General features: G+C 54.4%; 24 protein-coding genes and 1 riboswitch. Of the genes, 23 read left to right on the top strand and 1 reads right to left on the bottom strand.

From position 1 onward, the window contains the following. Nucleotides 1-84 precede the first annotated feature (84 nt). The 5 genes from ACQ4N8_RS02340 (at nucleotide 85) to ACQ4N8_RS02320 (ending at nucleotide 4,886) form a co-directional block, all read left to right on the top strand. Entirely contained in the window at nucleotides 85-726 is a 642-nt protein-coding gene (locus ACQ4N8_RS02340; protein ID WP_430702705.1) for a stage V sporulation protein AA, read from the top strand. Beyond that, nucleotides 726-1,148 carry a stage V sporulation protein AB gene (locus ACQ4N8_RS02335; protein WP_430702704.1) on the top strand — a complete coding sequence of 141 codons (423 nt, stop codon included), beginning with the start codon at nucleotides 726-728 and terminating at the stop codon, nucleotides 1,146-1,148. Before ACQ4N8_RS02340 ends, ACQ4N8_RS02335 begins: the two co-directional genes overlap by 1 nt. A gap of 53 nt (nucleotides 1,149-1,201) precedes the next feature. After that, on the top strand, nucleotides 1,202-2,851 hold the full coding sequence (locus ACQ4N8_RS02330) for a spore germination protein (RefSeq protein ID WP_430702703.1): 1,650 nt from the start codon (nucleotides 1,202-1,204) through the stop codon (nucleotides 2,849-2,851). A 112-nt stretch (nucleotides 2,852-2,963) separates the two neighbouring features. Continuing rightward, a complete protein-coding gene (lysA, locus tag ACQ4N8_RS02325) occupies nucleotides 2,964-4,292 on the top strand; it encodes a diaminopimelate decarboxylase (protein WP_430702702.1) in 1,329 nt (442 codons plus the stop codon). A 156-nt stretch (nucleotides 4,293-4,448) separates the two neighbouring features. Further along, a complete protein-coding gene (locus ACQ4N8_RS02320) occupies nucleotides 4,449-4,886 on the top strand; it encodes a peptidylprolyl isomerase (RefSeq protein WP_430702701.1) in 438 nt (145 codons plus the stop codon). 106 nt (nucleotides 4,887-4,992) lie between these two features. Here ACQ4N8_RS02320 and tlp read toward each other — a convergent pair whose 3' ends face one another. Continuing rightward, nucleotides 4,993-5,220, bottom strand: a complete 228-nt coding sequence (tlp, locus tag ACQ4N8_RS02315) for a small acid-soluble spore protein Tlp (protein WP_430702700.1) — start codon at nucleotides 5,218-5,220, stop codon at nucleotides 4,993-4,995. Nucleotides 5,221-5,288: 68 nt separating this feature from the next. Here tlp and ACQ4N8_RS02310 point away from each other — a divergent pair, with 68 nt between their 5' ends. The 18 genes from ACQ4N8_RS02310 to ACQ4N8_RS02225 all read left to right on the top strand — a co-directional run bounded on the left by ACQ4N8_RS02310 (nucleotide 5,289) and on the right by ACQ4N8_RS02225 (nucleotide 23,003). Continuing rightward, nucleotides 5,289-5,582, top strand: coding sequence for a hypothetical protein (locus ACQ4N8_RS02310; protein WP_430702699.1), 294 nt, complete (start codon nucleotides 5,289-5,291; stop codon nucleotides 5,580-5,582). 62 nt (nucleotides 5,583-5,644) lie between these two features. Then, nucleotides 5,645-5,811, top strand: a riboswitch (FMN riboswitch). Between the two features lie 273 nt (nucleotides 5,812-6,084). Continuing rightward, entirely contained in the window at nucleotides 6,085-7,212 is a 1,128-nt protein-coding gene (ribD, locus tag ACQ4N8_RS02305; protein ID WP_430702698.1) for a bifunctional diaminohydroxyphosphoribosylaminopyrimidine deaminase/5-amino-6-(5-phosphoribosylamino)uracil reductase RibD, read from the top strand. Next, nucleotides 7,212-7,886 carry a riboflavin synthase gene (gene ribE, locus ACQ4N8_RS02300; protein WP_430702697.1) on the top strand — a complete coding sequence of 225 codons (675 nt, stop codon included), beginning with the start codon at nucleotides 7,212-7,214 and terminating at the stop codon, nucleotides 7,884-7,886. Before ribD ends, ribE begins: the two co-directional genes overlap by 1 nt. A gap of 572 nt (nucleotides 7,887-8,458) precedes the next feature. Then, entirely contained in the window at nucleotides 8,459-9,697 is a 1,239-nt protein-coding gene (locus tag ACQ4N8_RS02295; protein WP_430702696.1) for a bifunctional 3,4-dihydroxy-2-butanone-4-phosphate synthase/GTP cyclohydrolase II, read from the top strand. Nucleotides 9,698-10,127: 430 nt separating this feature from the next. After that, nucleotides 10,128-10,595, top strand: coding sequence for a 6,7-dimethyl-8-ribityllumazine synthase (gene ribH / locus ACQ4N8_RS02290; protein ID WP_430702695.1), 468 nt, complete (start codon nucleotides 10,128-10,130; stop codon nucleotides 10,593-10,595). A 144-nt stretch (nucleotides 10,596-10,739) separates the two neighbouring features. After that, nucleotides 10,740-11,537, top strand: coding sequence for a segregation and condensation protein A (locus tag ACQ4N8_RS02285; RefSeq protein ID WP_430702694.1), 798 nt, complete (start codon nucleotides 10,740-10,742; stop codon nucleotides 11,535-11,537). Then, nucleotides 11,506-12,177 (top strand): SMC-Scp complex subunit ScpB, encoded by a 672-nt coding sequence (gene scpB / locus ACQ4N8_RS02280; RefSeq protein WP_430702693.1) that lies wholly within the window; start codon nucleotides 11,506-11,508, stop codon nucleotides 12,175-12,177. The genes ACQ4N8_RS02285 and scpB overlap by 32 nt, the downstream gene beginning before the upstream one ends. Before the next feature lie 154 nt (nucleotides 12,178-12,331). Further along, nucleotides 12,332-13,015: a DUF2953 domain-containing protein gene (locus ACQ4N8_RS02275; RefSeq protein WP_430702692.1), complete on the top strand. Its 684-nt coding sequence runs from the start codon at nucleotides 12,332-12,334 to the stop codon at nucleotides 13,013-13,015. Continuing rightward, complete coding sequence (gene ytfJ, locus ACQ4N8_RS02270) at nucleotides 12,988-13,482, top strand: GerW family sporulation protein (RefSeq protein WP_430702691.1); 495 nt, start codon at nucleotides 12,988-12,990, stop codon at nucleotides 13,480-13,482. Before ACQ4N8_RS02275 ends, ytfJ begins: the two co-directional genes overlap by 28 nt. 188 nt (nucleotides 13,483-13,670) lie before the next feature. Then, nucleotides 13,671-14,816 (top strand): D-alanyl-D-alanine carboxypeptidase family protein, encoded by a 1,146-nt coding sequence (locus ACQ4N8_RS02265; RefSeq protein WP_430702911.1) that lies wholly within the window; start codon nucleotides 13,671-13,673, stop codon nucleotides 14,814-14,816. 56 nt (nucleotides 14,817-14,872) lie between these two features. Further along, complete coding sequence (locus tag ACQ4N8_RS02260) at nucleotides 14,873-15,502, top strand: nucleoside recognition domain-containing protein (RefSeq protein WP_430702690.1); 630 nt, start codon at nucleotides 14,873-14,875, stop codon at nucleotides 15,500-15,502. Nucleotides 15,503-15,508: 6 nt separating this feature from the next. After that, nucleotides 15,509-16,042: a spore maturation protein gene (locus ACQ4N8_RS02255; protein ID WP_430702689.1), complete on the top strand. Its 534-nt coding sequence runs from the start codon at nucleotides 15,509-15,511 to the stop codon at nucleotides 16,040-16,042. A gap of 136 nt (nucleotides 16,043-16,178) precedes the next feature. Next, nucleotides 16,179-16,925: a pseudouridine synthase gene (locus tag ACQ4N8_RS02250; protein WP_430702688.1), complete on the top strand. Its 747-nt coding sequence runs from the start codon at nucleotides 16,179-16,181 to the stop codon at nucleotides 16,923-16,925. 381 nt (nucleotides 16,926-17,306) lie between these two features. Continuing rightward, on the top strand, nucleotides 17,307-17,834 hold the full coding sequence (locus ACQ4N8_RS02245) for a redoxin domain-containing protein (protein ID WP_430702687.1): 528 nt from the start codon (nucleotides 17,307-17,309) through the stop codon (nucleotides 17,832-17,834). Nucleotides 17,835-17,857: 23 nt separating this feature from the next. After that, complete coding sequence (gene resB, locus ACQ4N8_RS02240; RefSeq protein WP_430702686.1) at nucleotides 17,858-19,528, top strand: cytochrome c biogenesis protein ResB; 1,671 nt, start codon at nucleotides 17,858-17,860, stop codon at nucleotides 19,526-19,528. Then, the gene (ccsA, locus tag ACQ4N8_RS02235; protein ID WP_430702685.1) at nucleotides 19,525-20,790 is read left to right on the top strand and encodes a cytochrome c biogenesis protein CcsA; all 1,266 of its coding nucleotides are present in this window, start codon (nucleotides 19,525-19,527) and stop codon (nucleotides 20,788-20,790) included. The genes resB and ccsA overlap by 4 nt, the downstream gene beginning before the upstream one ends. A 61-nt stretch (nucleotides 20,791-20,851) precedes the next feature. Then, nucleotides 20,852-21,568 (top strand): response regulator transcription factor, encoded by a 717-nt coding sequence (locus ACQ4N8_RS02230; RefSeq protein ID WP_430702684.1) that lies wholly within the window; start codon nucleotides 20,852-20,854, stop codon nucleotides 21,566-21,568. A gap of 1 nt (nucleotide 21,569) precedes the next feature. Further along, nucleotides 21,570-23,003 carry a HAMP domain-containing sensor histidine kinase gene (locus ACQ4N8_RS02225; protein ID WP_430702683.1) on the top strand — a complete coding sequence of 478 codons (1,434 nt, stop codon included), beginning with the start codon at nucleotides 21,570-21,572 and terminating at the stop codon, nucleotides 23,001-23,003. Nucleotides 23,004-23,111: the final 108 nt, after the last annotated feature.

The raw sequence follows: 23,111 nt of genomic DNA, 5'->3' as shown, positions 1-23,111 counted from the left end.
GCCCGTACCTGTAATTCCGAAAAGAGTAAAGCGAACCCTCCCTTGGCATACTATGGGCAATACGCTAGTGGAGGGGTGATCTTCATGGAGAAGGAATCGGCTTCGATCATCTATTTGCGCCTCCGTAAGCAAGTGGGACTACCCGCGGGATCTCCGATCCGCCTGCGGGACGTCGCCCGCGTGCTGGCTGATCCCGAGCTGGAGTCCGGGCTGCTGGAGCTGGTGCTGGTCCGGCCGGAGCATCGCGACGGGAATTTGATCGTTATCGATATGCTTCAGGTGATATCCGCCATCCGGAAGCGATACCCCGGGCAACGCGTCGAGTTGATCGGAGAACCGCATGTGCTGGTGGAAATGGTCACAAAGGAGAAGAAACCGTCTTTGCTGCTGTTCGGCCTGGTCTGGCTGCTGCTGTTCTTCGGGGCGGCGCTGACGATCATGAATTTCCATGCCGACGTCAGCATGCCGGAGGTGCAGGTGAGGATCGTGGAAATGGTCACGGGCACAAAGGACGAGCATCCCTATCTGTTTCAAGCTGCATATTCCGTCGGCATCGGGTTCGGGATGATCGTCTTTTTCAATCATTTATTCAAGAAAAAGTGGAATGAGGAACCTACCCCGCTGGAAGTCGAAATGTTCCTCTACCAGGAGAACCTGAACCAATACGTCGTCGCGGAGGAGTATAAGAAAATGCAACGCGCCGAAACGCGGGAGAAGCCAACCTGATGTCTCTGGTTGCGGCTGGGTTGGCGGCCTTTCTCGGGCTCGCCGGGGGGATTGCCGTCGGGGGCGGGGTAATCGCCTTATTCATCGTGCTGGACCTGATTCCGCGGCTGGCCCAGGTGACGAGTACTTACGATAAGGTTCATTGGTATGAAGGAGCGATGATCAGCGGGGCGGTGCTAGGCACCGTCGCCGATTTCTGGAATTGGAAGATTTCCGGGCCATGGGCGGCCACCGGCTTCATCGGACTGCTTAACGGCATTTTCGTCGGCATGCTGGCCGCCGCCCTGACCGAGGTGCTGAACGTGCTGCCGATATTGGCGAAAAGATTGCATATGCAGCGTTATTTGTTTGGTCTTCTGCTTGCGATGGTGTTCGGCAAGATGGCGGGCTCCCTGTTTGAATGGTTTATTTACAGACCTTGAGAAAGCCTTGATCGATGAACTAAAAACGATGGTTACGGAGGGTGATCAGAAGCATGATGGAGCATGACGCAAACGAGACGAAGCGGGACGGGCAGGAGCATCCGCAGGCGGTTCCGGACTTCGTTCCCGAAGAAGAGGAGAATTACCTGCAGGAAAACTATCCGGAGGACGACGCGGCCAAACGGAAACGCGAGAAGGAGATGTCCGATTCCGTTGAGGAGTCGATCATCTATTGGCAACAAAGCGACAATATCAGCCGCAGCATTTCCACGACCAAGCATACGCTGAAGGAAGTCGCCGGCTTGGGGGAGAGCTTCGACGTCGTATTCCGCGAAATGACCTTCGGCGGGAAACGCACCTGCCTCTTTTTTATCAACGGCTTTGCCCGTACCGATGTCATGCAGGAAATCATCAAGCGGCTGACCTATCTGACGCCGGAGAATCTGTCGACGGGCGCGCTCCGCTCATTTTTCGAACTATATATCCCTCATATTCAGGTGGAAAAAACGGAGAAGCTGAGCGATGCGGTCAACAAGGCGTTAACGGGCATGAGCGTATTGTTCATCGAAGGGGAGCAAACGGCCCTGTTGATGGATACGCGCCAATATCCGGTGCGGAGCCCCGAGGAGCCGTCGCTGGAGCGCGTCGTGCGCGGCGCCCGGGACGGCTTCACGGAGACGCTGGTTACCAACATCACGCTGGTTCGCCGCCGGCTGCGGGACCCCGGGCTCAAATTCGAAATGATGAGCGTGGGACGCCGAACGCGGACCGATGTGTGCATCGCCTATATCGACGATATCGTGGATAAAACTTTGGTCGATTCGACCCGCGAGAAAATCAAGGCGGTCAATATCGACGGGATCCCCCTGGCCGACAAGCAGCTGGAGGAAGTGATCATCCATCGCGGCTGGAATCCGTACCCGCTCGTGCGTTATTCGGAACGGCCGGACGTCGTGGCTTCCCACCTGTTGGAGGGGAGGATCGTCGTCTTCGTGGATACTTCGCCCAGCGTAATGATTATGCCGACCACCTTTTTTGACTTATGCCAGCATGCGGAGGAGAACCGGCAAACGCCGTTTATGGGCACCTATTTGCGTTGGGTGCGGTTCTTCGGAATATTCGCCTCGTTGTTTCTGCTGCCGATTTGGCTGCTGATGGTCGTTCATCCGGAGTTCAAGCCGGCGGGTTTAGCCTTTATCGGTCCGCAGGAGCAGGCGAAAATCCCGCTCATCGCCCAGTTTCTGCTGGTGGAATTCGGCGTCGATCTGATGCGGATGGCCGCGGTACATACGCCAACGCCGCTGGCCTCGGCCATGGGCCTGATCGCCGCGATCCTGATCGGCGATATCGCCGTTCAAACGGGCCTCTTCGTCAATGAGGTCGTGTTGTATATGGCAGTGGCGGCCATCGGGATGTTTGCGACGCCAAGCTATGAGCTGGGCCTCGCTAATCGGGCCGTCCGGCTGGCCATGCTGGTCGCGGTCGCGATATTCGGCGCAGCCGGCTTCGTGATCGGGGTTACGATGTTTATCGTGCTGCTGGCGCTGCGCCGCTCGAACAACACTTCGTACCTGTGGCCATTTATACCTTTTAATGCAAAGGCGCTGGCGGGTGTTTTGCTTCGCGTTCCGGTCATGACCTCCAAACAAAGACCGTCCTCCAATAAGACGCGGGACAACACGCGGATGCCCGGCAAGAAATGATCCTTGGGCTTGTCTGATAAATAACACAAATGTTATTCCGAAAAATCCATTTTTCAGTTGACCGGTTGTTTGCTATACTGGTGTAAAATTTGAAAGTGGAGGACTGCAAAGCATGTATTTACACGGTACCAGCAAAATCAATGCAAAAGGCCATCTCGAGATCGGCGGCTGCGATACGGTAGATCTGAAGCAAACCTACGGCACGCCGCTGTACGTCGTGGATGAAGCGCTTGTGCGGCAAAGATGCCGTGAATATATGGACGCCTTTCGGGCATCGGGCCTTGGCTTCCAAGTTGCCTATGCCAGCAAAGCCTTCTGCGTCATGGCCATGTGCCGGCTGGCCGAAGAGGAGGGCTTGTCCCTGGACGTCGTCTCCGAGGGCGAATTGTATACGGCCCTTCAAGCGGGGTTCCCCGCGCAGCGAATCCATTTTCACGGCAACAACAAGACTTTGGATGAATTGGAGATGGCCATTTCCGCCGGAATCGGCTGCTTCGTAGCGGATAATTTCACGGAGCTGCACATGCTGCAGGCGCTTGCCGCCGAAAAAGGCGTAACCGTCAATGTTCTGCTGCGGGTAACGCCGGGGGTGGAAGCCCATACGCATGAATATATTTCGACCGGTCAAACGGATTCCAAATTTGGTTTCGATATCGGTAACGGCGCGGCCTTTGAAGCCGTTGAGCTGGCGAATCGCAGCTTAAACCTGCATTTGCTCGGGGTTCACTCGCATATCGGTTCGCAGATTTTCGAGGTGGAGGGCTTCCAACTGGCCGTTGAGCGGGTAGCCGGCTTTGCGTTGCAGGTGCGGGAGAAGCTGGGCGTCGTCTTCAAAGTGGTGAATTTGGGCGGCGGCTTCGGCATCCGTTATACCGAAGGCGATACGCCGCTCAAGGTATCCGACTATGTCGGCGCGATCACGGATGCGGTGAAGCAGTATTTTGCCGCTTATCCGCAGCTTCCGGAAATTTGGGTGGAACCGGGCCGGAGCATCGTGGGCGATGCCGGAACGACGCTGTATACCGTAGGCACCAGCAAGGATATTCCCGGCGTACGCAAATACGTCGCCGTCGATGGCGGGATGACGGACAATCCGCGTCCGGCGCTGTACGGCTCCAAATACGAAGCCATGCTGGCGAACCGCGGCAACGAGGCGGACGAAGAGACCGTATCGATCGCCGGCAAATGCTGCGAAAGCGGCGATATGCTGATCTGGGACGTGGATTTGCCGAAAGTGGACAGCGGGGACCTGCTCGCCGTTGCTTGCACCGGCGCCTACAACTACGCCATGGCCAGCAATTATAACCGCATTCGCCGACCGGCTGTCGTTTTCGTTCAGGACGGACACAGCGATCTCGTCGTGAAGCGGGAGTCGCTGCAGGATCTGATCGCTTGCGACGTCATCCCGGAGCGAATCGCCAAGCAGCCGTCATATAAATAAGCAACGGATAGGATGGAGTGCCCGAGGCAGGGCCATACGGGAGTCCCTGGAAGGGGATTTCCTGATTTGGCCTTGTTTTTTTTGCTTGGGCGAGGAAATTCTAGTAAACTGAAAGAGGTTTGTCCAAATGCTGATAAGAAGGGTGTGTGCAAGGATATGAAAAAAGGCAAGATCGTTTTGGAAAAAGGCGGAGAGGTGGAAATTGAGTTCCTGCCGGAGGAAGCGCCGGGAACGGTAGCCAACTTCGAGAAATTGGCCAACACCGGTTTCTATAACGGTTTGACCTTCCATCGCGTCATTCCGGGCTTCGTAGCGCAAGGCGGTTGCCCGGTCGGCAACGGCACTGGAGGTCCCGGTTACACGATCAAATGCGAAACGGCGACGAATACGACCAAACACGAACGCGGCGTATTGTCGATGGCGCATGCCGGTAAAGATACGGGCGGCAGCCAATTCTTTATCGTTTACGAACCGCAGCCGCATTTGAACGGGGTTCATACCGTATTCGGCAAAGTGACTTCGGGCATGGAGCTTGTGGACGAAATCCGTCCCGGCGACAAAATGAAAGAAGTTTCCGTTTGGGACGAAGCTTAATCCTAAAACGTAGGAAGGGGTGTTTCGCCGCCAGCCTTGCTGGTGAGCCGAAACACCCCTTTTGCTTTAATTCGCTTCATATCCAGCATCGTGTCCAAAGATGACTTTAAGAATTTCCTTGATGGGACGCTTCATCCTTCACTTCTTCGCGTTGGCCTTCGATGGCCTTGAGCCGTCTTTCGTTTTTCACCTCGATTTGCCGCTTCTCGTCGCCGGAGATTTCGTCGGCATGTTCGCTTAGATAGTCCTGTCCTTCGCGGAAATTTTCGATCGTATCTTGAATGCTGTCCTGGAGTTTCTCGACATTATCGGAACGGTCGTCGGGTTTTGCCACGCTAAATTCCTCCTGAAGTGTAATGATTTTGCCTTTGCGATATCGAGCTTAAGGTGGCCTTTTTCGATGTGGTTTATTCACCCAAAGGTGTTGCCATTCCTTTTGCTTTAAGATTGGAAAGCACGCCGGATGATCATCGAATCAAAAGCGTATTTTATGGGCCTTATGCTTTGGCGACAATCCATGAAGGGGAGGATTTCATTACCTGGCCTTTCGGCGAAGAACAATTCATTCAGCGCATGAGAAAAGCGGAAGGCGATTTGAATTTTTCTCTGGATGGGATCCGCTTTGCTCCGTTGTATCAAATCCAAGATCAGCGATATCACATGTGTTTTAAGTTCGCGGAATCAAGATTCTCATAGAGGCAAGAGTCCTTGCATTTTTTATCATCTGGTGGTAACATTACCCCAGAACAAAATAAGCAACAATCCTTCGGGGCAGGGTGAAATTCCCTACCGACGGTGATGGCTCATCGGGGATCCTTTCCGATGAAGCACGAGTCCGTGACCCGCTGGCTGCTGAATAAGCGCCTGCGGCTGAGCCGGTGAGATTCCGGGACCGACAGTATAGTCTGGATGGGAGAAGGAGAACGCGGGAACACGGAACGTTTTTGAATTTATGGAATGTTCTAACCTAAAGGGCTTTAATCGAACAAGTTCCACTTTTCACAAAGTGTCTTTACCGTGGAATTCGGGAGATGGCTGTTTGCTTTGAATTTGTCGTCCATCGCGGAATGCTGGATGTTTTGAAGCGGCAGTGCTCTTTATGCTTGCGTACGATCACTCTCATAACAACCCTGCCGGATTGCGGCAGGGTTTTTTAGGTTTCAATATGCGGCGAAAGGCGAAGAAAGAGGGGTGGCGCATGAAGATCATCGACGACGAATATTACATGGCGCTGGCGCTGGATATGGCCGAGCGGGCGCAGGGACAAACCGGAACCAATCCGGTCGTCGGCTGCGTGATCGTCAAGGATGGGGCTTTGGTCGGCCTCGGTACCCACTTGCAGCGGGGAACCCCGCACGCCGAAGTGCATGCCCTGAACATGGCGGGTTCCCAGGCCGAGGGCAGCACGGCTTATGTGACGCTTGAACCCTGCAGCCACCATGGATTAACGCCGCCCTGCGCGGAGCGGCTAATCCACGACAAGGTCGTCCGCGTCGTGGTTGCCTGCGAGGATCCGAATCCCTTGGTGGCCGGGAAAGGCATCGGTATGCTACGGGCCGCCGGCATCGAAGTCGAGGTTGGCGTGCTGCGCGACCGCGCTTTGAAGCTGAACCGCAGGTTCATCAAGTTTATCACGGCCGGCTTGCCCTACGTCACGATTAAAACGGCCAGTACGTTGGACGGCAAGATCGCTTCGCGTACGGGCGACAGCAAGTGGATTTCCAACGAAAAGGCGCGCGAAATCGTGCATACGATGCGTCATCGCCATCAGGCGATCATGGTCGGCGTATCCACGATCACGGCCGACGATCCGCAGCTCACGACCCGGCTGTCCGTGCCGGGACTGTCTCCGGTGCGGGTGATCGCCGATTCCAGGCTGCGCGTCCCGGAAACGGCGAAGGTGCTCAGCGACGGATTGGCGCCAACGATCATTTTGACGACCGAACAAGCCGATCCGGCCAAAGCCGATCGTCTGACCGAACGCGGTGCGGAAATCCTTCGCTGCGGAAGCGGGCCGCAGGTGGATCTTCGGGAGGCGCTGGCGCAGCTGGGGAAACGGGGAATTTCCTCCGTGCTCGTCGAAGGCGGCGGCCGATTGAACGGTTCTTTGCTGGAACAGAGGCTGGTGGACGAAATCGTGTTGTTTATCGCTCCCAAGCTGATCGGCGGAAGGGAAGCCGCAGCGAACTTTAGTTTTGACGGATACGATTTGATGCAGGACGCCGTCTCCTTGCGTGACATTGAAGTGGAACAAATCGGGGATAATGTGTGCATACGGGGAATTCCGACGTGGACACAGACCGGGGTAAAGGAGGGAGAAATCTAATGTTTACGGGACTCGTGGAGGAAATCGGCACGATGAAATCGATCAGCCGCAAGGGGGAAGCCATGCTGCTGGGCATTTCGGCGAACATCGTAACGGAAGGCATCAAGCTGGGAGACAGCATTTCGGTCAACGGCGTCTGCCTGACGGCCATCTCGTTTGACGCTTCCTCCTTTACGGTGGACGTGATGCCGCAGACTTACCGCAACACCAATCTGAAGGATTTGAAGCCGGGCAGCCGCGTCAATCTGGAGCGTGCCATGGCAGCAAACGGCCGATTCGGAGGTCATATCGTTCAGGGGCATGTCGACGGCATCGGCACGATTGTGGGAACCAACCAGGATCAAAACGCGGTCGTTTATGAAATTCGGCCCAATAAGTCGTCATTGTTCAAATACATCATTCCCAAAGGCTCGATCACCGTGGACGGGATCAGCTTGACAGTGGTGGAAGCCGGGAACGGAACGTTTACGATTTCGATCATCCCGCACACGCTGGCCGAAACGGTGTTGGCCTTCAAGCGGGCCGGGGACACGGTCAATCTGGAAGGCGACGTGCTCGGCAAATACGTGGACCATCTGCTGAGGTTCGGTAAAAGCAGCGGCGATTCGGAAGAAGAGGCCGGCGGCGCTGCCGGGATTGACATGCCGTTCCTGGCCGCCAACGGATTTATCTAAATTCGTGATCGAAAGATGACTTTTTGAACTACCGTTTCAATGAAGGTTCAAAAACTCAGGTTTGGAGCACCGAGAAGGTTGGATGAAGCTAGGGCATGAGTAGCGGAGCGTAGGCAGACCTACGTGAGCAACGGAAGGCCCGGCTGAATTCAAGATTCGACGCCGAATAACCTTCCATGAAAAGCTTCGAGATCGAAAGATGACTTTTAGAACTATCGTTTCAATGAAGGTTCAAAAACTCAGGTTTGGAGCATCGAGAAGGTTGGATGAAGCTAGGGCATGAGTAGCGGAGCGTAGGCAGACCTACGTGAGCAACGGAAGGCCCGGCTGAATTCAAGCTTCGAGATCGAAAGATGACTTTTAGAACTACCGTTTCAATGAAGGTTCAAAAAGTCAGGTTCGGAGCACCGAGAAGGTTGGATGAAGCTAGGGCATGAGTAGCGGAGCGTAGGCAGACCTACGTGAGCAACGGAAGGCCCGGCTGAATTCAAGATTCGACGCCGAATAACCTTCCATGAAAAGCTTCGTGATCGAAAGATGACTTTTTGAACTACCTATAGGAGGGGAAGGACATGAGCGATATACGATTGGACCGGGTTGAGGAAGCGATTTACGAATTGATGCGGGGCAAAGTGATCATTGTCGTCGACGATGAGGATCGGGAAAACGAAGGGGATTTTGTGGCCCTGGCCGAAAAGGCAACCCCCGAGGTCATCAATTTCATGATCACGCAAGGACGCGGCCTGGTGTGCCTGCCGATTACGGCGGAGCGGGCGGAAGAGCTGGATCTCCAGCCGATGGTGGCGCAAAATACCGATAACCATGGGACCGCGTTTACCGTTTCCATCGACCATAAAGATACGACCACGGGGATTTCAGCAAACGAACGTTCGCTGACGGTCAAAGCCATCATGGATCCGAACGCCAAAGCGTCGGATTTCCGCCGGCCGGGCCACATGTTCCCGCTGATCGCCAAAAAAGGCGGCGTGCTTCGGCGCGCGGGCCATACGGAGGCCGCGGTGGATTTGGCCCGCATGTGCGGCGCTTACCCGGCGGGCGTGATCTGCGAAGTCATCAAGGAAGACGGCACGATGGCGAGACTGCCGGACTTGATGGAGATCGCCAAAACCTTCGATCTGAAGTTGATCAGCGTCAAGGATTTGATCCATTACCGCAACGAGAAGGAGAAGCTGGTCACCCGCGAAGTGGAAGTGCGCATGCCGACCGACTACGGCGAGTTCCGGGCGATCGCCTATACGAACGACGTGGACTCCAAGGAAAACGTGGCGCTGGTCAAAGGCGAAATCAACAGCGATGAACCGGTGCTGGTGCGCGTCCATTCCGAGTGTCTGACCGGCGACGTATTCCACTCCCATCGCTGCGACTGCGGACCGCAATTCGAAGCGGCGCTGCGCCAGATCGAGGAAGCGGGCAACGGCGTTCTTCTGTATATGCGCCAGGAAGGGCGGGGCATCGGCTTGATCAACAAGCTGAAAGCTTACAAGCTGCAGGAGCAAGGCTTCGACACGGTCGACGCCAACCTGAAGCTGGGCTTCCCGGCAGACCTGCGCGATTACGGGATTGGGGCGCAAATCCTCAAGGATCTCGGCGTTCGCAAAATCCGCTTGATGACCAACAATCCGCGGAAAATCAAAGGGTTGGAAGGTTACGGGCTGGAGGTCGTGGAACGCGTGCCGATTCAAATGAAGGAAAACGTGGACAACACCAACTATCTGCACACCAAACAGGCTAAACTGGGGCATTTGCTCAAGTTTGACGACCTGGAGCAAGACGAATCGTCGCGCGTCTAAAAGGGTTGTTCAAAAAGTCAACTTTTAATCGCGAAGTTTATACAGGGATGAGGATTCGCGTCGAATCTTGAATTCAGCCGGGCAAGCGGATGCTTACAAAGAATGTTTCCTGCGGAAACATTTCGGTTGCTCCCGTAATCTCCAGCAAGCTGACGGACACCAGAAACGTTATAGGTTCGATTTGGGGCAGTTTCCGATTCTAACGGACCGAGGAGATCTTATTTCGCCCAATAAGGTCGCTGGAGTCCGTTACAGCGGGAAATAGCTGGGAAATGGGCAACTAAGATCATTACGGTCCGTTACGCAGCTGCGCTATTTACGTCCCTGGCTTCATCCAACCTTCTCGGTGCTGAAAAGCCGACTTTTTGAACTTTTACTTTAAAAGTTTCATCATGCACCTTATATCCCACAACGAAAGGTATGATTATTCATGGCAAACGTATTTGAAGGACATTTAGTATCGGAAGGATTAAAATATGCAATCGTCGTTGGACGTTTCAACGAGTTTATTACGAGCAAGCTGCTTACCGGCGCGCTGGACGCCCTGAAGCGCCACGGCGCCAAAGAAGAGGAAATCAATGTCGCCTGGGTACCCGGCGCGTTCGAAATTCCGTTCGCCGCGCAAAAATTGGCCGAAAGCGGCAAATACGATGCGGTGATCACGCTTGGCACCGTGATTCGCGGTTCGACGACCCATTATGATTACGTCTGCAACGAGGTAGCCAAAGGCGTGGCTGCGGTTGGCCTGAAAACCGGCGTTCCGACGATCTTCGGCGTCGTCACGACCGAGAATATCGAGCAGGCGATCGAGCGGGCGGGCACCAAGGCCGGCAACAAAGGTTGGGATGCCGCGATGGCGGCGATCGAAATGGCCAACTTGACGAAACAGCTGAAATAGTGCTTATCTAATGTAGTACCCTGATCCGTTCGGGGTACTACATTTTCTTTTGGCGCGGCGAATAAGGATATTGTCTTTTTTAACTCGGACTTTTAAGGTAAACTAATCTACATATATGTTTTTGCTACGGGTGGAGGATGTTCATTGACGACAGTTACTTACAAGCTGGAAACCTTCGAGGGTCCGCTGGATTTGCTATTGCACTTGATCGACAAGGCGGAGATCGATATTCATCAGATCTCGATCAGCGAGATTACGGACCAGTACCTCGAATATTTGCACGACATGCAGGAGCTCGAGCTGGAGGTCACCAGCGAATTCCTGGTCATGGCGGCAACGCTGCTGTCGATCAAGAGTAAACAGCTGTTGCCTAAACCGCCCGTGATCGAATTGGACGATGATTACGATTATCTGCTGGACGATGAGGAGGATCCGCGGGACGAGCTCATCCGGAAGCTGATCGAATACCGTAAATATAAAGGGATTGCCGAGCATTTGCATGAGCGAGAATGGGAACGCAGCCTGATTTTTTCCAAGGAGCCGGAGGATCTGACGCCGTTTATGCCCGAGGTGCAGGAAAATCCGGTAAAAGGGCTGCATGCCGCGGACTTAATCGCCGTGTTCCAGAAGGCGCTGCGGAAAGCGGCCAAACGTAACACGGTGGCGCGGATCCATCGGGACGAAATATCCGTGAAGGACCGGATCAAGGAGGTCGTAGCTGCGCTGGAGCAAACCGGGGTGGGCGGACGTTTGCTTTTTTCCAAGCTGCTGCATCAGGATATGTACCGGCATGAGATCGTCGTGACCTTTTTGGCCGTACTGGAGCTGATGAAAATGAAGCAGATTGTTTGCTATCAGAACAAGCTGTTCGATGATATCGTCATGGAGTGGAGAGGGGAAGGAAAGATCGATGAATTTTCAGGACTTGAAATCGATTATTGAGGGGCTGCTGTTTTTGGCCGGGGAAGAAGGCTTAAGCCTGAAGCAGCTGGCCGAGGTTACGGAACAAAGGCAGGAGCTGGTTGCCGACGCGCTTGTCGATCTGAAGTCATCCTTTGAACGGGCCGGACGCGGGCTGCAGATCGTGCAAATCGCCGGAAATTACCAGTTGGCTACGCTGCCGGAGCACGCCCCATATTTCGAACGCCTGGCTTACTCGCCTTCGCGTTCCACTTTGTCCCAAGCCGCGCTGGAGACGTTGTCGATCATCGCTTACCGTCAGCCGATCACGCGCGTCGAAATCGAGGAGATCCGCGGGGTCAAATCGGAACGTGCCATCCATTCCTTGGTCAATAAGGACCTGATCGAAGAGGTCGGGCGGGCCGAAGCGATCGGCCGGCCGATCCTATACGGCACCACCAAGGCGTTCCTCGATTATTTCGGGCTGGCTAGCCTCAAGGATTTACCGGATCTGGCCGACTACGAAAGTCCGGAGCAGCTTGAGGAAGAGACGCAGCTATTATTCCAGAAGCTGGAGGAGCAGCAACTGACGTTCGACGATGTGGACAGCGAAGCGCCGGCGCCGGATTCGCCGGCGGATGCGTTAACGAATTTGCCGCCGGATGAAGAGCGCGAACAATAAATAATTATGGCCTTATTTTGGCAAAAAACCACCGGAGAGTTATCGCCGGTGGTTTTTTGCCGTTGTACTCGCGGGAGGATCGACGAATTATTTCCTTTTTCGAAAGCCATACTACGATGGAGAATTTTATCTGATAGGTATGGAGGGCTTTCCCGTGTGGATTTGGCTCGGAGGCATCCTGATCCTGCTGCTGCTTATAGCTGCCTTGATTTTGCTGTCTACAATCACAATCAACCTAACAATGCGGAAGAAGAACCGCGATGACACGATTTTGCTCGATATTACGCTGTTGTACGGCTTCGTCAATATCCACTACCAGGTACCTTCCATCCTGTTGAAGAATTTGCGGGACGGCCTTCAGATCGAACGGGACAGGCCGGAGAACGTGCTGCAAAAGGATTCCTCCAGCACCAACGAGGAGGTGAACAAGGACAAGGTAGACAAGTGGATGGACGAATTCCAGCGGCTGCTCGAGGCGACCAAAGGCTTCCGGACATGGCTGAAGGCTACCCTTCGCCGCGTTTCCTTCCGAAAGCTGGAGTGGTCGACCAATATTGCTTTGTCGGATGCGGCCCATACCGCCACTTTGACCGGCGTTTTATGGGGAGTCAAAGCGACGCTCGTCGGCTGGTTGACCTGCTATATATCCTTGAAGCAAAGACCTAAGCTGTTTGTGGTTCCCGTCTTTGGCAGCGCGCCGTTATTTTCCACGGAAATCCGCTGCATAGCGAAAATTCGCTGCGGTTATGCTATATATGCTGGACTGGTACTTATAGTTCGCGTGCTAAAAGTGAAGGGAGGAGTGAAAAAATGGCTGACCATCCTATTCAAGGGTTAATGCAAACCGCGATGGAAAACATCAAAGACATGGTTGACGTCAACACGATCGTGGGCGAGCCGGTGGAAACGCCGGACGGCAGCGTGATTCTGCCGATCAGCCGCGTAGGCTTCGGTTTCGCGGCGGGGGGGAGCGACTTTAACATCGATGACGGGCATGACAAGCACACGTCGGGTTCCTCCGAAGGCGGCAAAGCCAGACCGTTCGGCGGAGGTAGCGGGGGCGGCGTTTCGATTAATCCGATCGCTTTTCTCGTCGTAGGAAAGCCGGGCGTGCATATCGTGCCGCTGGATAACCAAACGCATCTGGTCGAAAAAATCATCGATGCGGTGCCTGGCGTCATCGACCGGATCCAGTCCATGTTTCCAAACAGCGATGCAGCAAGTGCCGCTGTGGTGACGGCCCAAGCCGCCCAAACCGCGATGAATCAAACGGCCACCCAATCCAGCTTCCACCCATTTACCTGACCGACCGATCCTTTCCGGACCTCCGGGAGGGGTCTTTTTTTGGCGGAAAGGTGGGACATACTCTCTGTTTTCGCCGCATAAGTATTACAAGTGTATCAAGTACTCGCTACATATACCGGAGGAATCGATTTATGAGGAAAAATGCACCGGCTCGCAGACGCCGCGCCATCGGCGCAGTCATCGCCGGCATGATGCTCTTGTCCCTGTTCTGGCAGCCCCAAGCGGTACAAGCCGTACCGGTCGCGCCATCCGTCCACGCCCAAGCGGCAACGGTCATCGACGTAACCTCGGGCCGTATCCTGTTCAGCCTGCGCGGCAACGATCAACTGCCGATCGCCAGCTTAACCAAAATCATGACCGCGATCGTGGCCATCGAGCATGGCAAGCTCTCGGATACGGTAACCGTCGGCAAAAACGCCTATGCCAAAGAGGGTTCTTCCATCTACCTGCAGCTGGGAGAAGAGATGAGCCTGGAAAATATGCTGTACGGATTAATGCTCCGTTCCGGGAACGACGCGGCCACCGCGATTGCCGAACATGTCGGCGGGTCCGAAGAAGGCTTTGTTTATTTGATGAACCAGAAAGCGAGAATGCTGGGGCTCTCCCATACGCAATTCCAAAACCCGCATGGCCTCGATGCCGAAGGACATTATTCGTCCGCGGACGATTTGGCCAAGCTGACGGCGTATGCGCTGAAAAATCCGCATTTTAAGGAAATCGTTCGTACGCCCAGCAAAAAAGCGCCCAATCCTAACGATCCATGGGATTACAAGTGGTTGAACAAGAATAAGATGCTGCGATTTTACGACGGCGCGGATGGCGTGAAAACCGGCTATACCAAGATCGCCAAACGTTGTCTGGTCAGCTCCGCGACCCGCGGGGGACAGCAAATCGCGGTCGTTACGTTAAACGACGGGGACGATTGGAACGACCATCGCAAGCTGCTGGATTTCGGGTTCGAGAACTATCCGCTGACCCCGATTGTTAGCGAAGGGCAATCCCTTCAGGATGGTCTGGTCACAGGTGCGGGGTTCAAATATGCGCTGGCCCCGGACGAAGCGGAAAAAATTGAAAGAAGGCTTAAGCTCAGCAGCGCCAGATCGACCTCGTTCGGCTATCGGGGGAAAATCAGCATCTTACTGAACGGGGAAGAAATCGGTACGGTTCCGGTTTATGAACAGGAAAGCTTCCGTAAAATCAAGACGGAAGGCGGCGGGAAAATGCAGGCGAACGGAGCGTTTGGTCCATCGACCGGCACGAGCGAAATCGTGCTGCCCGAAAACTGGCTAGGTTCGTTGAAGAAGATTTTCCAAACCTTGCTGTTCGATGTCTAGGCCCCAAGCGGGCCACAATCGCTCATCGCAAAGCCTGGGCGGAGGAGGGGGAAAGCATGGTCAACAAAATATGGCTTGCGCTAATCTTGATCGGATTTGTTTTTGCCGCGGTCAAAGGGGATATCGGTACGGTGACGCAGGCGGCTTTCGACGGGGCCGCCACGGGGGTTACCGTTTGCTTCGGCTTGATCAGCGTGCTGGTATTCTGGCTCGGCATCATGCGGCTGGCGGAGGATTCGGGCCTGGTCAAGGCGATCTCCCGTCTGTTGGGACCGGTTGTCGCTTATCTGTTTCCCGATGTGCCGAAAAATCATCCGGCGATGGGGTATATTTTATCCAATATGAGCGCTAACTTACTGGGACTGGGCAATGCGGCGACGCCGATGGGCATTCGCGCGATGCAGGAGCTGCAAGAGTTGAATCCGGACAAGGAGACGGCTTCTCCGGCCATGTGCACGCTGCTGGCGCTGAATACGGCAAGCATTACCTTGATTCCGACGACGCTGATCGCCATCCGGATCAATTTCCAGTCCGCCAATCCGGCGGAAATCGTCGGCTCGACGTTGCTGGCCACGGCGATCGCTACGATGGCGGCCGTATTGGCCGACCGTTGGTACCGCAGGCGCAATGTCTACCGTACCCCGCCGCAGACAACCGCCCCGCCCACTTTATCGCTGAAGAGGTGAGTTCGATTGCTGGACTGGATTAACGTTCTCTCCGCCTGGGCCGTTCCGGTCATGATCGCGTTTATTCCGCTTTACGCTTATTTCAAAAAAGTGCCGGTCTACGAATCGTTCGTGGACGGAGCCAAAGACGGCTTCTCGACGGCGATCGGCATCATTCCGCATCTGGTGGGAATGATGGTCGCGATCAGCGTATTCCGCGCCTCCGGGGCGCTGGATTTTCTTGTCGGCTGGATGACGCCGTTCCTTTCATGGCTTCATGTCCCGGCAGAGGTGCTGCCGCTCGGTTTCTTGAGGCCGCTGACCGGCACCGGGTCGCTCGCCTTTACGACCGACCTGATCAAAACGTATGGCCCCGACTCGATGATCGGCCGCATCGCTTCCACGATTCAGGGAAGCACGGATACGACGCTTTATGTGCTGACGGTCTATTTCGGCGCCGTAGGCATCCGCAACGGGCGTTATGCCCTGAAAGTCGGCTTGTTCTCCGACGTGGTCGGCTTCGTGGCCGCGATCGCCGTTTGTTTGCTCTTATTCGGATAATCATCGTACATATGCTTGTACGCAAGCCGCCCAGCCGCGAAGTTCGCTGCCTTGGGCGGTTTTTGCGTAAGCGGGCCGCAGCTATTGTGATTTTGTCCGCAGGTGGGTATCATGTGTATGAGGTGACTTATTGAAAATGGAAAGATTACAGAAAATTTTGGCCGGCGCAGGCGTCGCTTCCCGCCGCAAATGCGAAGAATTGATCTTGGGCGGCAAAGTGCAAGTCAATGGGGAAACCGTCACGACGCTGGGCACCAAAGCGGATCCGTCCGTGGATGTCATTACCGTGGGCGGCAAGGCGATCGGCGCGGAGAAGAAGCTCTATCTCGTTTTTAACAAACCGAAAGGGGTTATCACGAGCGCTTCCGATCCTCAGGGGAGAAAAATCGTCACCGATTATCTGAAGGGAATCACGGAGCGGGTTTACCCGGTAGGCCGCCTCGACTATGATACCGAAGGGCTGCTGCTGCTGACGAATGACGGCGAATTTGCCCATTTGCTGACCCATCCGAAGCATCACGTATCCAAAACCTACTTGGCGACCGTCAAAGGGGTACCGCACGGCACGGCACTGGAGAAGCTGAAGCAGGGCATCATGCTGGAAGACGGAATGACGGCCCCGGCCGAAGCCGAATATCAGGATGTCGATCCGGAAGGCAAGTTCGCCACGATTTCGATTACGATCCATGAGGGCAGAAACCGCCAGGTTCGGCGGATGTTCGATGCGATTTCGCATCCTGTGACCAAACTGAAAAGAATCTCCTTCGGCGATCTGTTTCTGGGCAACTTGAAGCGTGGACTGTATCGCCATTTGACCAAGGAAGAGGTCGAAAGCCTCTACAAATTGGCCCGCACCACCACCAACCCCGCCCCGAAGCGCTAGAAATGCGGCAAAACTTGCGGCAAAGGCAAAAGGGTGAAATGATTCTGAAGAAGCGATAATTCAAGCTTTATTGGTTGGACTGAGAAATAGGACGGGGAATGGCGAGAGGGGAAATGATTCTGAAGAAGCGGAGCGTTCGCCTTTGTGAGGGGATTTCTACCTTGTTAGAATTTACAAATTCAAGAAATCCGCGAACAACAGCGATCGTAAGAACATTTCCCCGGCAGCCCCTATCCGCTAATCATAACCGCTTTTTTGGCGCGTCACATAATATTCATATTTCCCCTAGCTGAAACTGTGGCAAATTTCGTTATAATGTTCATAGAGTGTTCACGATTTGTTCAACACTTATGATTAATGTCATAGAAAGGAAGTTCAAACATGGGGAAGTCTAGACGGCCGATCCAAATCGTCATTTTGCTGTTGATCGTCGTGCTGGGCGGTTACGCGATCGGTACCGCGGTATCCGGCGGCGAAGCCGATAAACCGGTGCAAGGCGGCAAACCGCCGGCGTTTAAAATGCTTGGTTTGGACGGCGAAGTACATACTTTGGACGATTATCAAGGCCAGGCGGTGGTCCTCAATTTCTGGGCGACCTGGTGCACCTATTGCGTCAAGGAAATGCCCGCCCTTCAGACCCAATGGGAAAAATGGCGCGACGAAGGCGTCGTCGTTCTCGGCATCAATACGGGTGAAGATGAAATGACCGTGCAAAATTTCGTGAAGCAAACGGGCGTCGATTTTCCCGTTTTGTTTGATTCCGACAATACGACGACGCGCGATTACGGCATCGTACCGATGCCAACCACGTTTTTCATCGGCAAAAACGGCAAAATATCCTCCATTCATCAAGGCGAGTTGAACCTGGAAACCCTGGACGATCAAATCGGGCAGTTGGTGAACCCTTGACCTAAGAAAGGAGGAGACATACGTTGATCGAAAATACGAAATGCGAATGCGGCCACCAGAACCGGGTAGGCACCGTGTTGTGCGAAGCCTGCGGGAAACCGCTGCTGGAGAGCGAAAATACCGGCGAACTGCTGGAAATGAGGTATGATGGTGCCGCCCGGCGGTCCCAACGAGCCAATCCGAACGTGATCGACCGGGTTTGGAATTTTTTCTCCTCGGTCAAGGTTGCCATCTACCTGATTATTTTTACGTTGATCGGGGCCATGTTCGGTACGGTCTTTGAGCAGGAGAGCAATTTTATCAACTTCGACCCATCGACGTTTTATCGGGAAAAGTACGGGACCCTGGGCGAAATCTATTACAGGCTCGGCTTGTCCCATACTTACGAATCGTGGTGGTTCGTCCTGCTGCTGGTCATGATCGGCGCCTCTTTGGTTATTTGCAGCCTGGACCGGGTGCTGCCTTTATACAAAGCGCTTTCAAAACAAAAGGTGCGCAAGCATCCGGAGTTTCTGATCCGGCAAAAAGTCGTCTATCAAGGCGACATCGGCGAGGACGGAGAGTCGTGGGTGCGGCGGGCGGTAGAACCGCTCCGCAAGAAACATTACCGCGTGCATACGGACGGCGATTCCTTGTTGGCCGAGAAGCAGCGATTCAGCCGCTGGGGGCCTTACGTCATCCACATCGGGCTGATCATTTTCCTGTTGGCCGTCCTGTTCCGCGGTTTACCGGGGCTGCATATGGACAAACATTATTGGTTTCCGGAAGGGGAGACCACGCGGATCCCGGATACGGACCTTTATTTGAAGAACGAGAAGTTTACGGTGGAGTATTACGGCGAGGATGAGATGTCCGACGATTTTAAGGGCACCGGCAAGGTGGTTCCGAAGCTCTATGAGACCAAAGCCGTGCTGTACGAATGCACCGCGGATTGCGATGATCCTTCCAAAGAACCGCAGCTGAAAGAGGTGCAGCGCCACGCGATCCGGGTCAATGATCCCCTCAGCTATAAAGGGCTTATGGCCTATCAGTTCGACTTCGACTTGACGCCGAAACTGCGCTCGGTGCAGCCCGCGCTGGTCGATGCAGTAACCGGCGAAGCTTACGGGAAATTCAAGCTGGACATGGAGAATCCGCAGCGCGAGTTCAAGGCGGGACCGTATACGCTCTCGCTGCAAAATAAATACATGGATTTTGCTTTGAACGACCAGGGGCAGCCGGTCTCCATTTCCGGGGAACCCAACGCGCCTGCCTTTTTGTTCCTGGTCAAAGGACCCGACTTGCCCGAAGAGGGGATGCAGTACCTTTATTTCCCCAAACAGATCGATAAGGACCGCTTCCAGCAGGATGCCATTAATCAACAGCTGGGCGGCTTGCAAAAGAAGCTCAATCTCGATGTGCTCGGGATGGAGGACGTGGACTTTATTGAAGCGTCCAGTTATTTGAACATCCGCGTCGACCGGGCCATGCCGTTCGTTTGGCTGGGGCTTGGCATCGTGATGCTTGGGTTGATTCTGGGATTTTACTGGCAGCATCGCCGAATATGGCTGCGCGTCGACGCAGGCAAGCTGACGCTGGGCGGACATACGACGAAGAACTGGTTCGGGATGCGCCGCGAGGTTTCCGCGTTCCTGCAAGCGATGGGCGTGGAAGCGGATGAGAAGTCATTGGAAAACAGGGGGAAACGTCCATGAATTTTTTGGAGATCAGCAGATCCGCATTTATGATCGCTTTTTTGCTTTATTGCGCGGCCTTTATCTTTTATGTCGTCGCCGTAACCGGAAAAACGTGGAGAAACCGCGATCCTCGGCGGCATGAACGGAAGTGGGGGCGCATCTCGTTCGCCACGTCGTCGCTCGGATTGCTGTCGCATCTGGTGTATTGCGGTACCCGCTGGGCCTACAGCGGGCACGTGCCGGTCAGCAACATGTACGAGTTCATGACGTTTTTATCGATGATGATCATGATCGCCTTCACCATCGTTTTTTTAATCTATCGAAAAATTTTGCTAGGGATGTTTGCGCTCCCTTTAGCGATCATCATTATGGCTTATGCCGCCGTATTTCCGCAGGATGTACAGCCGCTCATTCCTTCGCTCCGCTCGATCTGGCTGTACATTCACGTCACGCTCGCGGCGACCGGAGAATCCTTCTTCGCCGTCGGTTTTATCGCCGGGCTGATGTACCTGCTGCGCTCCGTGGACTTCGGCGGTTCCGACAAATCGGCCCTCAAGCAAAAAAGATGGGTTGAATTTACGCTTTTTTCTATTATTATAGTAGTGGGCTTCATTGTTTCCGTTTTCGCATTCCGGGCAGCCGGATATGAAGCGGTATTCGTACAAAATCAGACAACGATTGACAGCCAAGTAGAGCAAGATAGTACAATAGAGGATAAAGAAGTTTATAAACTCCCGCCAATCGTGGGACCGCATCAAAGCGAGCTCCAACAGGCCACGCCGTTTTTGGGAATGTCGAAGCCTCTATTCGAGGTGCCGTCCTGGATGAACGGGGAGAATGCCGGCCGTAAACTGAATACGGTGATTTGGGCAATACTAACAGGTATTGTGTTATATTTGCTGCTCCGGCTCATCCTTCGCAAACGGCTGGGCGAAGCGCTGGCACCGGCATTAAAGGGGATTGATCCGGACGATTTGGACGAGATCAGCTACCGGGCCATTGCCATCGGCTTCCCGATTTTTACGCTGGGCGCGTTGGTGTTTGCCATGATTTGGGCGCAGCAGGCGTGGGGCAGATTCTGGGGCTGGGATCCGAAAGAGGTTTGGGCATTGATTACCTGGCTGTTCTACAGTGCTTATCTTCATCTTCGCTTATCGCGGGGATTTCAGGGCCGCCAGGCCTCGTGGCTTGCCGTATTGGGGTTTCTGGTAGTGATGTTTACGCTCGTAGGGGTGAACTTGATTATTGCCGGTTTGCACTCCTATGCGGGTACCGATTAAAAGCCACAAAACATATGGACTGCTCAAGTGTTTGGGTAAGATGATGAAGGGGTTGTTGTTAATGTCAGATCAAGCAAACCGCATTCTGGTAGTCGATGATGAGGAGCGGATCCGCCGGCTGCTGAAAATGTACTTGGAAAAAGAGGGTTACGAAATCGATGAAGCCGAAGACGGGGAAACCGCTTTGAAAAAAGCGACGGCCGGCGACTACGGGTTGATATTGCTCGACGTCATGCTGCCGGGCATCGACGGCGTCGAGGTCTGTAACCGGTTAAGACAAGTCAAAGCCACCCCGGTTCTGATGCTGACGGCAAAGGGCGAGGAAATTAACCGCGTTCAAGGCTTTGAGGTCGGGGCCGACGATTACGTCGTCAAGCCGTTTAGCCCACGGGAAGTCATTTACCGGGTGAAAGCGATTATGCGCCGTGCTTCGGCAACAGCCTATTTGACCAAAGAAAGCGGCACCAGCAACAACATCGTATTCCCTCATCTCGTTATCGAGCATGATGCCCACCGGGTGACGGCAAGCGGTCAGGAGGTCAGCTTGACCCCGAAGGAATATGAGCTTTTGCATTATTTGGCGGTGTCTCCGGATAAAGTGTTCTCTCGTGAGGAACTGCTCAAAGACGTATGGAATTACGAGTTTTTCGGCGATTTGCGGACGGTGGATACCCATGTGAAGCGGCTGCGCGAGAAGCTGAACAAGGTATCCCCGGAATCGGCGGCGATGATCACGACCGTTTGGGGCGTGGGCTATAAGCTGGAGGTTTCGAAGTAACGTGAACTTCTGGAGAACGCTCGTCGGTAAGCTGTGGATTACGATCATATGCCTGGTGGCCTGCGTCCTGATGCTGATGGGTTTATTCCTGCTGCCGTATATCGATACGAATTTCACGAATTCGGGGGCGGTCAAGCGATTATTCGTGATCGTCTCCATGATCGGATTTTCTCTGACCACCTTCTTCGCGTTGTTTTTGTTCACCAAGATCACGCAGCCGATGCAGCAACTGATCAAAGCCACGGATTCGGTGCGGAAGGGAAAATACGATACGCGTCTGTCGCTGCGCACCAGCGACGAGATCGGCGAACTGGCGATCACGTTTAACCACATGGCCGAGGAGCTGGAGAATACGATCCGCAGCCTGAAGCACGAGAAGGAGCATCTATCCAGCGTCCTGCGCAGCATGAACGATGCGGTGATTACGCTGGATCGGGAAGGGTACGTCATTTTGACCAACCCGCCGGGCGATCTCATTCTGCAAATGTGGGCGGATCTGCCGGAACAAGAGGCCGAGGAGCAGGGCGCTGACGGCAGCGAGGGGAAATTCGTTCCGCAGCCGCTGCTGCCGATGTTCCGGGGCGTGCTGGACCAAGTGGGCGATCAGAAGATGAACGTGCACGTCATGAAAGGCGTGTGGTCCGTGCATATGGCACCGCTCTCCTCGGACGGAGAAATTCGCGGAGCGGTTGCCGTGCTGCGCGACGTGACCGAAGAGGTCCGCCTCGAGAAAATGCGCCGCGATTTCGTGGCCAACGTCTCGCATGAAATCCGTACCCCGCTGTCGATGATGCAAGGGTATAGCGAAGCACTGCTGGACGGGATGGCCTCCTCGCCGGAGGAAAGCGCGGAACTTGCCCAGGTCATATACGATGAGTCGCTGCGGATGGGCCGGCTCGTGCGCGATCTGCTGGACCTCGCCCGCATGGAAGCAGGGCACACGGATATGGCCATGCGCGAACTCGATTTTCGCGATCTGGCCGAGCGGGTGTATCGCAAGTTCCTGGTGCGGGCCAAAGAGAACGGCGTCGAACTCAAGCTGGAGCTGGGAGAAGGTCCCCTTAAGCTAACAGCCGATGAAGATCGGCTGGAGCAGGTGCTGACCAATCTGCTGGATAATGCGTTCCGGCATACGCCGGAAGGCGGGGAAGTCAAGGTGAAAGCAGGAATCGAGCAAGGCGCCCAGGGAACTGAGCTTCACGCCTCGATTGAGGATAGCGGCGTCGGCATTCCAAGCGACGACCTGAGCTTTGTCTTCGAGCGGTTCTATAAAGCCGATAAAGCCCGCGTGCGCGGCGAAACCGGCGGCACGGGACTGGGGCTTTCGATCGTCAAGAACATTGTCGACGCTCATCAAGGAACGATCAGGGTTGAAAGCGAGATCGGTAAAGGCGCTGCCTTTCATCTTGTTCTCCCTGTCGAAAAGGGGCAATAATCGGTATAAAGTACAAACATCCTTCGCAAGAAGGATGTTTTTTTGTTGAATGCCGCAGATTAATCTTGTTCATCGTGGAACATTGCTCCGGAGCCGAAAGCACCGTGC

Origin of the sequence: Paenibacillus macerans (assembly GCF_050565405.1) — a bacterium.
In the GTDB taxonomy this organism is placed as follows: domain Bacteria; phylum Bacillota; class Bacilli; order Paenibacillales; family Paenibacillaceae; genus Fontibacillus; species Fontibacillus macerans_B.
Note: the sequence above shows the minus strand (reverse complement) of the source record. Positions and strands in the feature narration are given on the sequence as shown.